This window comes from Xanthomonas sp. LMG 12459 (genome assembly GCF_009192905.1).
Classification (GTDB): domain Bacteria; phylum Pseudomonadota; class Gammaproteobacteria; order Xanthomonadales; family Xanthomonadaceae; genus Xanthomonas_A; species Xanthomonas_A sontii.
This window is the reverse complement of sequence record NZ_NSGT01000024.1, coordinates 58323-70269: the sequence shown is the minus strand read 5'-3', so window position 1 is coordinate 70269 and position 11947 is coordinate 58323. Positions and strand designations below refer to the sequence as shown.

The window sequence follows — 11947 nt, the reverse complement described above, 5'->3', positions numbered from 1 at the left end:
CGGCTCACAGGCGCGCGCCCTCGCCCGCCGCGACCCGCAGCAGGTCGGCGAACACGCCAGCAGCGGTCACTTCCGGGCCGGCGCCCGGCCCCTGCACCACCAGCGGATTGTTGCAGTAGCGGCGGGTAGTGAACTGCACCACGTTGTCGGTCAGGCGCAGGTTGGCGAAGGCATGGTCGGCCGGCAGTTCCACCAGGCCCACGCTGGGTGCATGGCCCGGCGCCAGCCGCGCCACGTAGCGCAGCACGCAGCCGCGCGCCCTGGCCGCCTGCAGGCGCTGCGCGAACACCGCATCGACCTCGTGCAGGCGCGCCATGAAGTCGTCCACGCTGGCCTGGCGCAGCGCTTCCGGCACCAGGCTTTCCACCGCCACGTCCTCAAGGCTCAGTTCGTGCCCGGCTTCGCGCGCCAGGATGACGAGTTTGCGCGCCACGTCGGTGCCGGACAGATCGTCGCGCGGGTCCGGCTCGGTGTAGCCCATGCCGCGCGCCTCGGCCACCAGTTGCGCGAACGGCACGCTGCCGTCGTACTTGTTGAACAGCCAGGCCAGAGTGCCGGAGAAGATGCCTTCGATCGCGGTAACGGCGTCGCCGGTATCGACCAGGTCGCGCAAGGTGGTGATCACCGGCAGGCCGGCACCGACCGTGGCTTCGTAGCGGAAGCGCGCGCCGCTGGCGGCGGCCGCGGCGCGGATGGCGTGGAAGCGCGGCAGTGGCCCGGCGCCGGCCTGTTTGTTCGGGGTCACCACGTGGATGCCGGCGGCCAGCCAGCCGGCGTAGCGGTCGGCGACGTCGGCGCTGCCGCTGCAGTCGATGATCACCGCATGCGGCAGATGCGCCGACAGCAGGTGCGCGGTGAACGCGTCCAGGTCGGTCGGCTGCTGGCCGGCGGCCAGCGCCTGCCGCCAGTCGCCGGCGAAGGCGCGCGGCTCCAGGCGCATCGTGCTGCGCGAGGCGACCGCGCGCAGGCGCAGGTCGAGGTTGGCCTTGGCCAGCAGTTGCGGCTGCGCGGCGCGCAACTGGTCCAGCAGCGCCGCACCGACGTTGCCCGGCCCGATCACGCCGACCGAGAAGGTCTGCGGCGACAGCCAGAAACCGGCATGCGCGGCGCGCAGCGCCTTGGTCGCGTGCGCGCTGTCGATGGCCACCGAGATGTTGCGCTCGGACGAGCCCTGCGCGATCGCCAGGATGTTGACCTGGGCGCGGCCCAAGGACTCGAACAGGCGCGCGGCCACGCCGGGCTGCCCGGTCATGCCGTCGCCGACCGCGGCCAGCACGCTGATGCCGGTGGTCAGCTGCACGCGCTGCACCTGGCCCACCACCAGTTCGTGGGCGAACGCGGAGAGCACCGCGTCGCGCGCGCGTTCGGCCTCGTTCTGGCGCACCACGCAGCAGATGGAATGTTCGGACGACCCCTGCGAGATCATCACCACCGACACCCGCGCGTTGCGCAGTGCGGCGAACACGCGCTCGGCGGTGCCGGGCACGCCGATCAGGCCGGTGCCTTCGAGGTTGAGCACGGCCAGGTCCGGGCTCAGCGTCAGCCCCTTGATCGGGCCGCTGGTGGCGCTGCTGGCGGTGATGCGGGTGCCCGGGTGCTCGGGCTGGAAGGTGTTGCGGATGATGATCGGCAGGCCGCGCTCGATCGCCGGCGACATGGTCTGCGGATGCACCACCTTGGCGCCGAAATAGGCCAGTTCGCAGGCTTCGTCGTAGCTGAGCGTTTCCAGTTGCACCGCTTCGGGCACGACCCGCGGGTCCGCCGAAAGCACGCCGTCGACGTCGGTCCAGATGTGCAGCTCGGCGGCGTCGAACAGCGCGGCGAAGATCGCGCCGGAGTAGTCGCTGCCGTTGCGGCCGAGGGTGGTGATGCGGCCGGCGCGGTCGCGGGCGACGAAGCCGGTGACCACGATGCGCGGCTGCGGGTGCTCCGCGCGCCATTGCGCCAGGCGCTGCGCGCTGGCGGACCAGTCCACGTCCACGCCCAGTTCGCCGCGGTCGACCACCAAGACCTCGCGCGCATCCAGCACCGCGCACTCCTCGCCCAGCGCACGCAGGTGGTCGCCCAGCAACTGCGCCGAGTACACCTCACCCAACCCCTGCACGCGGTCCAGCACTTCCCGCGGCAGTTCGCCGATCACCGCCAGCGCGGCGAGGATCTCGGCCAGGTGCTCGAAGCGCGCGTCCAGCCATTCGACCGTGGCGCCGGCATGTTCGCCGAGCAAGGCCACTGCGGCGGCGCGATGGCGGGCACGGGTTTCGTGCCAGCGCTCGCGCCAGTCGCCGTGGCCGCGCGCGGCCAGTTCGGCCAGGCCGATCAACGCATCGGTGACGCCCTTCATCGCCGAGACGACGGTGACCTGGAGACGTTCCGGGCGCGCCAACAGCAGTTGCGCGACATGACGGTAGCGTTCGGCATCGGCCACCGAGGTGCCGCCGAACTTGTGCACGACAGTGGCGGCGGCGAGCGCGGGATCGACGGCGGAATCAGGCGAAGCGGCGACAGCAGGAGCGACGGCGGGGGGCGACATGGAAGACCTCGGAGTGGAGGCCCCGCTCGCATCAGGCTGAGGGATTCCCCCGCATCCTGATCCGGGTGCGGGGCCGTGGTGTTCGACGATCAGACGAAGACGACGGGCCGCACCGGGCGAATGGTGAGGGTGGTAATACCGGTGGTAATGCCCGCAGCAGCGCCCGCCGCGTGCCGAAGCGAGCGCGGAAGCGAGATGGCGATAGGGGCGAAGACCAGAGGCATGGACGCAAGAGGACATCATGCGCCGGGGCGCTGTCAAGCGCCGCGTGTGCGACCGCAGCATCGGCGCTGCGGCCCTGGCAAACGGTTGCAGAAGTGACTATCGCGCCAAGCCAGGAAACACCACGTTAAGGCCACCAAGCGGGGTGCGCCGGGCGACACGCAACGCCGTCCACGCGGGCCTGAGCGTCGGCGCGCAGCGAACGCGCGACGCCGCCGGCGCCGCGCGTTTTGCGCAACCCTTACTGCTGCTTCTGATCGGTCGGCGGCGGCTGCTGCGGATCCGGGTTGGCAGGATCCTGGGGGGTAGTCGGGCTGGTCGGAGACGTCGTGGTCGGCGGTACGCCCTGCGACGCGTCCTGGCCCTGCATCGTGCCTTGCCCGGTCGCGGTGCCGCTGGCATCGCCGCTGGTGGTGCCGGCCGGGGCGGTGCTGCCGCCTGCCGGGCTGCCGTCGGCCGCTGCGGGCGGGTTGGCCGCATTCGGATCGGTGGCCGGTTGGTCGCCGTCGCGCTTGCAGGCCGCAAGCGCAGCCAGCATCGAACCGACCAGGACCATCTTCATTGCTGTTTTCATCTGTGACTCCTGCTTCGCATAGGGGTGGGAATCGCTGCGGGCATGGCGGCAAGCCGGCGATCACGCCAGGCCCGGCGATCAGGACCGCCGATGCGCGGCGGCGATCGTCCCGCCGCACGGAGTTGCGGGCGGGACGCTTGTGGCGGACGTGGCGGAGGCGACTCCGTCCTCGTCGTCCATCGGCACTGCAAAAGTAGAGTACGCGGCGCGAATCGCCGCCAAGCGCAGTGGCCGACGGACGCAGCCTACGCAGGACGATGCTCAGGCCGCGTCGGTACAAGGTGTAGAGGACGTTATTGCAGACAGATCGGACACCGCGCGATTCACCATCGCGGCCGCTGCGCAGGATGGGTGGGCAGGCAACGCGATGGCCGCTGGCGGCGCCGCGGCCGCGGCGGACGGCATGCACGAAATGGTGACCCCGGCGCGATTCGAACGCACGACCTGTCCCTTAGGAGGGGACCGCTCTATCCAGCTGAGCTACGGGGCCATTGGCCTGGCGGGGATTCTACGGCATGCCCACGCGTTTTTTGCGCTCGCCAGCCGCCCCCGCCAGCGGCGGCGGCCGGATGCGTCCGGTCTGCTAAAATTGCCGGCTGCGCGTCCCGCGTCCCCCGCCTGCGGTCGCCTTCCCTGTCGCAACGAACCCAGGAGATTCCATGTCCGCTGACCTGCTCAAGGCGCTCGGCCTCGCCGCCACCAACTCCGGCACCTATCTCGGCAATGGCGAGTGGTCCAGCGCCACCGGCGCCGGCGTGCTGCAGCCGCTCAACCCGTCGAGCAACGACATCATCGCCGACGTCCAGGCCACCACCGAGCAGGACTACGAAACGGTGATCGCCCGCGCCCAGGCCGCGTTCAAGGTCTGGCGCACCACCCCGGCGCCGCGCCGCGGCGAAGCGGTGCGGCTGTGCGGCGAAGCGCTGCGCAAGCACAAGGACGCGCTGGGCTCGCTGGTCGCGCTGGAAATGGGCAAGAGCAAGCCGGAGGGCGACGGCGAAGTGCAGGAGATGATGGACATCGCCGACTTCGCGGTCGGCCAGAGCCGCATGCTGTACGGCTACACCCTGCATTCGGAGCGCCCCGGCCACCGCATGTACGAGCAGTACCAGCCGCTGGGCCTGGTCGGCATCATCAGCGCGTTCAACTTCCCGGTCGCGGTGTGGAGCTGGAACGCGTTCCTGGCGGCGATCTGCGGCGACATCTGCATCTGGAAGCCGTCCAACAAGACCCCGCTGACCGCGATCGCGTCGATGAAGATCTGCAACGAGGCGCTGCGCGACGCCGGCTTCCCGGACATCTTCTTCCTGATCAACGACGCCGGCGTGGCCCTGTCCGAGCGCCTGGTCGAGGACACCCGCATCCCGCTGATCAGCTTCACCGGCTCCACCCAGGTCGGCCGCGTCGTCGCCGAGAAGTGCGCGCGCCGGCTGGGCCGCTGCCTGCTGGAGCTGGGCGGCAACAACGCGATCATCCTCGACGAGAGCGCCGACCTGAAGCTGGCGGTGCCCGGCATCGTGTTCGGCGCGGTCGGCACCGCCGGCCAGCGCTGCACCACCACGCGCCGGCTGATCGTGCACGAATCGATCTACGACACCGTGCTGGCCACCCTGGTCAAGGCCTACAAGCAGGTCGAAGGCAAGATCGGCGATCCCACCGACCCGGCCAACCTGATGGGCCCGCTGAACAGCCGCGGCGCGGTCGAGCAGTTCCTGGACTCGATCGCCAAGGCCAAGGCCGCCGGCGGCACCATCGAGACCGGCGGCACCGCGCTGGACCGCCCGGGCAACTTCGTGCTGCCGGCCATCGTCACCGGCCTGAAGAACAGCGACGAAGTGGTCCAGCACGAAACCTTCGCGCCGATCCTGTACGTGATGAAGTACAGCACCCTGGACGAGGCCATCGACATGCAGAACGGCGTGCCGCAGGGCCTGTCCTCGTCGATCTTCACCCAGAACCTGAAGGCGGCGGAGAAGTTCCTGTCCGCGGCCGGCAGCGACTGCGGCATCGCCAACGTCAACATCGGCACCTCCGGCGCCGAGATCGGCGGCGCCTTCGGCGGCGAGAAGGACACCGGCGGCGGCCGCGAGTCCGGTTCGGACGCGTGGAAGGTGTACATGCGCCGGCAGACCAACACGATCAACTACTCCGATTCGCTGCCGCTGGCGCAGGGCATCAAGTTCGATCTGTAACGCGGCGAGCGCGGCGGCCCGCACCCTGCGGCCGCCGCCCCTTTCCTTCTGCAAGGAGCGACAGCGATGAGTCAGGTGCGCGAGACCAATTCCCTGGCGGTGGTCAGCCTGGTCGCCGGGATCCTCGGCTGGACCCTGATGCCGGTGCTGGGCAGCCTCGGCGCGATCATCACCGGGCATCTGGCCCGGGCGGAGATCCGCCGCCAGCCGCAGCGCTTCCAGGGCGATGGCCTGGCGGTGGGCGGGCTGATCCTGGGCTGGGCCGCAGTGGTGCTGGCCGTGCTGGCGGTACTGGCCTTCGTGCTGTTCTTCGGCGGGCTGGCCTGGTTCGCCAGCACCCATTCGTGAGCCGGGACGCCGCCGCGCCGCGGGAACGCTTCAGCGACCGCGTCGCCGATTACGTGCGCTACCGCCCCAGCTATCCGGCGGCGCTGCTGGACTGGGTGCACGGCGAGCTGGGCGTGGCGCGCGATGCGCTGGTCGCCGACATCGGCGCCGGCACCGGCATTTCCACGCGCCTGTTCCTGCAGGCCGGGCATCCGGCCCTGGCCGTGGAGCCGAACGCGGCGATGCGCGAGGCCGCAGTGGCGCTGCTGCAGGACCTGCCGGGCTTCCGCGCCATCGACGGCAGCGCCGAGGCCACCACCCTGGCCGATGCCAGCGTCGACCTGGTCAGCGCCGCGCAGGCCTTCCACTGGTTCGACCTGGAGGCGGTGCGCCGCGAATGGGCACGCGTGCTGCGTCCGGGCGGGTTGGCGCTGGTGTACTGGAACTCGCGCCTGCTCGACGCCACGCCGTTCCTGGAAGGCTACGAGCAGTTGCTGCTGGAGTACGGCACCGACTACAGCGCGGTGGCCGAGCGCTACCACGACGATGCCACCATGCAGCGCTGGTTCGGCGCCGGCCTGCGCGGCACCGCGCAGTTCCCCAACGCGCAGCGCATGGATTTCGAGGCGCTGCGCGGACGCCTGCTGTCCTCCTCCTACGCGCCGCTGCCCGGCCACCCGCGGCATGCGCCGATGCTGGACGCGTTGCGCGCGCTGTTCGACCGGCACCAGCGCGACGGCGTCGTCGCGTTCCATTACCGCACCCGCGCCTTCGCCGGGACGCTGAACTGAGCCACGCCATGTACTCCCTCGCCCGACCGTTCCTGTTCGCCTTCGATGCCGAGCGCGCCCACGCCCTGGGCCTGCGCGCGATCGAACTGGCCTACCGCACCGGCACCAATCCGTTGCTGGCGCGCACGATCGCACCGATGCCCACGCGCGCCTTCGGCCTGGAGTTTCCCAATCCGGTCGGACTGGCCGCGGGCCTGGACAAGAACGGCGAGCACATCGACGCGCTGCTGGCGCTGGGCTTCGGCTTCGTCGAGATCGGCACGGTCACCCCGCGCGCGCAGGCCGGCAATCCGCAGCCGCGCATGTTCCGGCTGCCGCGGCAGCAGGCGGTGATCAACCGCATGGGCTTCAACAACCTGGGCGTGGATGCGCTGGTGCGCAACGTCGAGCGCGCGCGGCGCCGGCGCGGCCTGCTCGGCATCAACATCGGCAAGAACAAGGACACCCCGAACGAGGACGCCGCGTCCGACTACCTGCATTGCCTGGAAAAGGTCTATGCGCTGTCCGACTACGTCACCGTCAACATCTCCTCGCCCAACACCGCCGGCCTGCGCGAGCTGCAGGAGGAACAGGCGCTGCGGCAGCTGATCGCGCGCCTGCGCGAGGCGCAGGAAGCGCTGGCGGCGCGCCACGGCAAGCGCGTGCCGATGCTGGTCAAGGTGGCGCCGGACCTGAGCGACAGCGACATCGACGCGGCGGCGCGGGTGCTGTCGGACCTGCAGGTGGACGGGGTGATCGCCACCAACACCACCGTCGCCCGCCCCGGCCTGGAACACGAACCGCTGGGTGGCGAAAGCGGCGGCCTGTCCGGCGCGCCGCTGCTGGGCCAGTCCACGCTGGTGCTGCGCCGCTTGCGCGCGCGCCTGCCCGAGAGCATCCCGCTGATCGGCGTCGGCGGCATCCTCTCCGGTGCCGACGCGGTGGCGAAGATGGCCGCCGGGGCCGCCCTGGTGCAGTGCTACAGCGGCCTGGTGTTCCGCGGGCCGGAGCTGATCGGCGAGTGCGTGGAGGCGATGCGCCGGCGCCGCGAAGCGCCCAGCCGCGGGGACGTGGTCGTCCCATGAGCACGACGGCCTGGTCGCTCACCGCGCAGGCGCCGCTGCAGGCGCTCAACACCTTCCACGTCGCCGCGCAGGCGCCGTGGCTGCTGCAGATCTTCGCGCCCGAGGCGCTGCCCGAGGCGCTGCTGGCGCCGGAGCTGGCCGGCGCCGCGCTGCTGCCGCTGGGCAGCGGCAGCAACATGCTGTTCGCCGGCGATGCGCCGGGCGTGGTGCTGTGCTTCGCCAACCGCAGCATCGACACCCTGGAGCACCGCGCCGACTACGCCATCGTCCGCGCCGGCGCCGGCGTGGGCTGGCACGAGCTGGTGATGTGGTCGCTGGCGCAAGGTTTGTCAGGCCTGGAGAACCTGGCGCTGATCCCCGGCACGGTCGGCGCCGCGCCGATCCAGAACATCGGCGCCTACGGCGCGCAGATGGGCGAGTTCGTGCACGTGGTCGAGGTCTACGACCGCGCCGACGCGCGCTTCGTGCGGCTGGACGCGGCCGCCTGCGAGTTCGGCTACCGCGACAGTCTGTTCAAGCGTCAGCCCGACCGCTACCTGATCGCCGCGGTGGAGTTCAACCTGCCGCGGCTGCATGCGCTGCGCCTGGACTACGCCGGCATCGGCGAGGAACTGCAGGCGATGGGCATCGCCACGCCCGGCGCGCCCGACGTGGCCCAGGCGGTGATCAACATCCGCCGGCGCAAGCTGCCCGACCCGGACGTGCTCGGCAACGCCGGCAGCTTCTTCAAGAACCCGCTGCTGCCGCTGGAACAGGCACTGGCGCTGCAGCACGAACACCCGGCACTGCCGGTGTTTCCCGGCGACGACGACAGCCAGCGCAAGCTGTCGGCGGCGTGGCTGATCGAGGCCTGCGGCTGGAAAGGCTACCGCGACGGCGACGCCGGCGTGTCCGCCGCGCACGCGCTGGTGCTGGTCAACCACGGCCAGGCCAGCGGTGCCGAGCTGCTGGAACTGGCGCGGCGCATCACCGCTTCGGTGAGCGAGCGCTTCGGCGTCATCCTGGAGCCGGAGCCGCGCATCGTCGGCGCACAGTGGTAGCCGCGCCCACGCCGCTGCGCGCGGCGCTGCTGATGCTGGCCAGTACGATGGCCTTCGGGCTGATGGTCGTCGCGATCCGGTTGGCCTCGGCGCAGCTGTCCACGCTGCAGATCGCCTTCTTCCGCAACCTGTTCGGCCTGCTGTTCCTGTTGCCGATGCTGCTGCGGCCGGGCCGGCCACTGCCACGCACCGCGCAACTGCCGCGTTACCTGCTGCGCACCGCGATCGGCCTGGTGTCGATGCTCGCCGGGTTCTGGGCGATCGGGCATCTGCCGCTGTCGCAGGCGATCGCACTGTCCTACTCCACCCCGCTGTTCGCGACCCTGGCCGCCGCCCTGTGGCTGGGCGAGACGGTGCGCCTGCGGCGCTGGCTGGCGGTGCTGTGCGGCTTCGTCGGGGTACTGCTGATCGTGCGTCCCGGCGCCGCCGCGTTCAGCCCCGGCACCCTGGTGGCGGTACTGGCCGCGGTAATGAGCGCCCTGGTCGCGATCCAGATCAAGCAACTGGCGCGGGTCGACGCCGCCAACACGGTGGTGTTCTACACCTACGCGTTCTGGGTGCCGATGTCGCTGCTGCCGGCGCTGTTCGTGTGGCGCTGGCCGCACGGCATCGACTGGCTGTGGCTGCTGGCCACCGGCCTGTTCGGCACCCTCGGCCAGTTGCTGTGGACGCATGCGCTGCGCCTCGGCGAGGTCTCCGCACTGACCCCGATCAGCTTCACCCAGCTGCCGCTGGTGGCGCTGTTCGGCTGGTGGCTGTTCGACGAGACGCCGGACGGCGGCACCGTGCTGGGCGCGCTGGTGATCCTCGGCGCCAACGCCTACATCGCCCACCGCGAGGCGGTGCTGGCACGGCGTGCGGCGCGCGCCGGGGCCGGCACGCCGCCGACCCTGGACGCCTAGCGGTGCGCGTAACGCCGCGTCGCGCCGCGGCGTCCCGACGATCGCCGACACAGGCACAGCGCGCGGTCGCCGCACGCGGCCGGTGCCGCTACCATCCTCGCGCACTCGACACGGCGGCAAGCGACTCACGATGAAGACGATCGGCATGATCGGCGGCATGAGCTGGGAATCCACCCTGCCCTATTACCGGCACATCAACGAGACCGTGCGCGCACAACGGGGCGGACTGCATTCGGCCAAGCTGCTGCTGCACAGCGTGGACTTCCACGAGATCGCGCAGTACCAGCGCGACGGCGACTGGGACGCGGCCGGTGCCGCGCTGGCGGCCTCGGCGCGCGCGCTGCAGGCCGGCGGCGCCGATTTCCTGGTGCTGTGCACCAACACCATGCACTGCGTCGCCGACGCGATCGCCGCCGCGGTCCCGTTGCCGCTGCTGCACATCGCCGATGCCACCGCCGATGCGTTGCAGGCCGCCGGCATCGTCCGCGTCGGCCTGCTCGGCACGCGCTTCACCATGGAGCAGGCGTTCTACCGCGAACGGCTGCAACGGCGCGGCTTCGAGGTGCTGATCCCGGATGCGCCGGCGCGCGAGGACGTGCACCGCATCATCTACGAGGAACTGTGCCAGGGCGTGGTGCAGGCGCCGTCGCGGCTGCGCTACCGCGAGGTGATCGCAGGCCTGCAGGCGCAAGGCGCGGAGGCGGTGATCCTGGGCTGCACCGAGATCGGATTGCTGGTCGGCCCTGCCGACGCGGCGGTGCCGCTGTTCGACACGACCGCGCTGCACGCGCGAGCCGCCGCCCTGTACAGCCTGGCCTAGCGATGCGCAGCCAGGCCGCACATGCCGCCGCCAGCGTTCCGCGCGGCTGGACGCCGTTCCGGCTGAGCGCCCTGCTGGTGCTGGCGTTGCTGCTGTGGCCGGCGCTCGGCCGCTGCGCCGTCGCCATTCCGCCCTACACGCCGAACGTGGTCGACCCCGCCGGCACGCTCAGTGCGGACGAAACCCAGCGGATCAACGCGGCACTGCAGCGCCTGCGCGAACGCCAGCACATCTGGGGCGCGGTCTACATCGTGCCGTCGCTGCAGGACGAACCGATCGAGGCTCTGGCCGAGCGCGCCTTCCGCACTTGGCGGCTCGGCCGGCAAGGCAGCGACAACGGCCTGCTGCTGGTGCTGGCGATGCAGGACCGACGTTCGCGCTTCGAAGTCGGCTACGGCCTGGAGGGCGCGCTGCCCGACGTGGTCGCCCGGCACGCGCTGGACGATTACCTGGCGCCGCGCCTGCGCCAGGGCGATACCGCCGATGCGATCGTCGCCGCGTTCGACTTCATGGGCCGCGCCGCCGCGCAGGATCCCGCCGCCGTCGCCGAACTGGCGCAAGCGGCCGACGACGGCATGCACTGGCAGCGCGGCGCCGTCGCCTGGGCGGGCCTGCTGGCGCTGGTGTGGCTGCTGCTGCCGCTGCGCCAGGCCTGGACCGGCTATCTGCGCAGGCGTCTGCTGCGGCGGCATCCGCGCCTGTCGGACAAGCCCGAGGAACTGGTCCAGGACACCGCGCGCAGCGGTTTCTGGGCGTGGTTCATCCGCCTGTTCCTGAGCGCCAACCCCGGCATCTTCGTGGTGCTGCTGTCGGCAAGGTCGATGACGATGACGGTGATCTTCCTGGCGCTGGAACTGCTGATCCTGGTGTTGACCCTGGCCATCGCCGCGCAGCGCTACCGCTCGCCGCAGCGCTACAGCCGCTTCCTGCAGGCGCTCACACGGCGGCGCAATGCGCTGATCCGCAAGGGCCATATCGCCGAGACCGCGCCCGGCGTGTTCGCCTACACCGCCAGCTACCATGCCGCTCAAGCCGCCAGGGAACGCGCCGCGGCCGAGTCCGTGGCATCGTCCTCATCCTCGTCGTCCTCCAGTTCCAGCAGCGACTCCTCCTCCGGCGGCGGCAGCTCCGGCGGCGGCGGCGCCAGTTCGAGCTGGTAGCGGAGACTGCAGCGAACGCTCGAGCAACATCAGCACGGAAAATACTTTTCCCGTTTTAAAAATAGTGAGTGGGCCGCTTTGCACTTACATAAAGCGCTGCCCGCACCATGGGGCGGAAGAAATCAATTCTCTCCATTGGACGGACGTTCGCGAACAGCAGCTTCGAACCTTTCAGGCTGAGGATTGCCATGCGCGAGCCAGTCACATCCGAAAACCGCCATTTGCGCCCTACCCAACTCTTCTGCAGTGGCCCCAATAAAGCCGCTTCCCGGCAAACCCGACTCCTGCTGTACGACTATCGCTGTGAGCGGGGGCAGCTGATTTA

Annotated in this window: 10 protein-coding genes and 1 tRNA gene; 8 read left to right on the top strand and 3 right to left on the bottom strand. The window is 70.7% G+C overall.

All coding sequences use genetic code 11. The annotated features are described in order from the left end of the window. Window positions 1-4 precede the first annotated feature (4 nt). The 3 genes from thrA to CEK65_RS06490 form a co-directional block, all read right to left on the bottom strand. Complete coding sequence (gene thrA, locus CEK65_RS06500; RefSeq protein WP_150410774.1) at window positions 5-2449, bottom strand: bifunctional aspartate kinase/homoserine dehydrogenase I; 2445 nt, start codon at window positions 2447-2449, stop codon at window positions 5-7. Between the two features lie 544 nt (window positions 2450-2993). Then, window positions 2994-3326 (bottom strand): hypothetical protein, encoded by a 333-nt coding sequence (locus CEK65_RS06495; RefSeq protein ID WP_226980490.1) that lies wholly within the window; start codon window positions 3324-3326, stop codon window positions 2994-2996. 413 nt (window positions 3327-3739) lie between these two features. Beyond that, a tRNA-Arg gene (locus CEK65_RS06490) sits at window positions 3740-3816 on the bottom strand. Between the two features lie 169 nt (window positions 3817-3985). Here CEK65_RS06490 and CEK65_RS06485 point away from each other — a divergent pair. From CEK65_RS06485 to CEK65_RS06450, 8 genes are all read left to right on the top strand, one after another. After that, window positions 3986-5518, top strand: coding sequence for an aldehyde dehydrogenase family protein (locus CEK65_RS06485; protein WP_152181159.1), 1533 nt, complete (start codon window positions 3986-3988; stop codon window positions 5516-5518). A gap of 66 nt (window positions 5519-5584) precedes the next feature. Then, window positions 5585-5866, top strand: coding sequence for a DUF4190 domain-containing protein (locus CEK65_RS06480; RefSeq protein WP_148828458.1), 282 nt, complete (start codon window positions 5585-5587; stop codon window positions 5864-5866). Continuing rightward, window positions 5863-6636, top strand: coding sequence for a class I SAM-dependent methyltransferase (locus tag CEK65_RS06475; protein WP_152181158.1), 774 nt, complete (start codon window positions 5863-5865; stop codon window positions 6634-6636). The genes CEK65_RS06480 and CEK65_RS06475 overlap by 4 nt, the downstream gene beginning before the upstream one ends. An 8-nt stretch (window positions 6637-6644) precedes the next feature. After that, the gene (locus CEK65_RS06470) at window positions 6645-7700 is read left to right on the top strand and encodes a quinone-dependent dihydroorotate dehydrogenase (RefSeq protein ID WP_148828460.1); all 1056 of its coding nucleotides are present in this window, start codon (window positions 6645-6647) and stop codon (window positions 7698-7700) included. Further along, a complete protein-coding gene (murB, locus tag CEK65_RS06465) occupies window positions 7697-8740 on the top strand; it encodes a UDP-N-acetylmuramate dehydrogenase (RefSeq protein WP_152181157.1) in 1044 nt (347 codons plus the stop codon). Before CEK65_RS06470 ends, murB begins: the two co-directional genes overlap by 4 nt. Further along, entirely contained in the window at window positions 8734-9642 is a 909-nt protein-coding gene (locus CEK65_RS06460) for a DMT family transporter (RefSeq protein WP_255424511.1), read from the top strand. The genes murB and CEK65_RS06460 overlap by 7 nt, the downstream gene beginning before the upstream one ends. 130 nt (window positions 9643-9772) lie before the next feature. Continuing rightward, on the top strand, window positions 9773-10462 hold the full coding sequence (locus CEK65_RS06455; protein ID WP_152181156.1) for an aspartate/glutamate racemase family protein: 690 nt from the start codon (window positions 9773-9775) through the stop codon (window positions 10460-10462). Between the two features lie 2 nt (window positions 10463-10464). Further along, window positions 10465-11622 carry a TPM domain-containing protein gene (locus CEK65_RS06450; protein WP_152181155.1) on the top strand — a complete coding sequence of 386 codons (1158 nt, stop codon included), beginning with the start codon at window positions 10465-10467 and terminating at the stop codon, window positions 11620-11622. Window positions 11623-11947 lie beyond the last annotated feature (325 nt).

Bases quoted from the DNA above. Each gene is read 5' to 3' on its own strand.
- CEK65_RS06495 (WP_226980490.1), bottom strand. From the start codon at position 3,326: ATGAAAACAGCAATGAAGATGGTCCTGGTCGGTTCGATGCTGGCTGCG.
- CEK65_RS06485 (WP_152181159.1), top strand. From the start codon at position 3,986: ATGTCCGCTGACCTGCTCAAGGCGCTCGGCCTCGCCGCCACCAACTCC.
- CEK65_RS06480 (WP_148828458.1), top strand. From the start codon at position 5,585: ATGAGTCAGGTGCGCGAGACCAATTCCCTGGCGGTGGTCAGCCTGGTC.
- CEK65_RS06470 (WP_148828460.1), top strand. From the start codon at position 6,645: ATGTACTCCCTCGCCCGACCGTTCCTGTTCGCCTTCGATGCCGAGCGC.
- murB (WP_152181157.1), top strand. From the start codon at position 7,697: ATGAGCACGACGGCCTGGTCGCTCACCGCGCAGGCGCCGCTGCAGGCG.
- CEK65_RS06455 (WP_152181156.1), top strand. From the start codon at position 9,773: ATGAAGACGATCGGCATGATCGGCGGCATGAGCTGGGAATCCACCCTG.
- CEK65_RS06450 (WP_152181155.1), top strand. From the start codon at position 10,465: ATGCGCAGCCAGGCCGCACATGCCGCCGCCAGCGTTCCGCGCGGCTGG.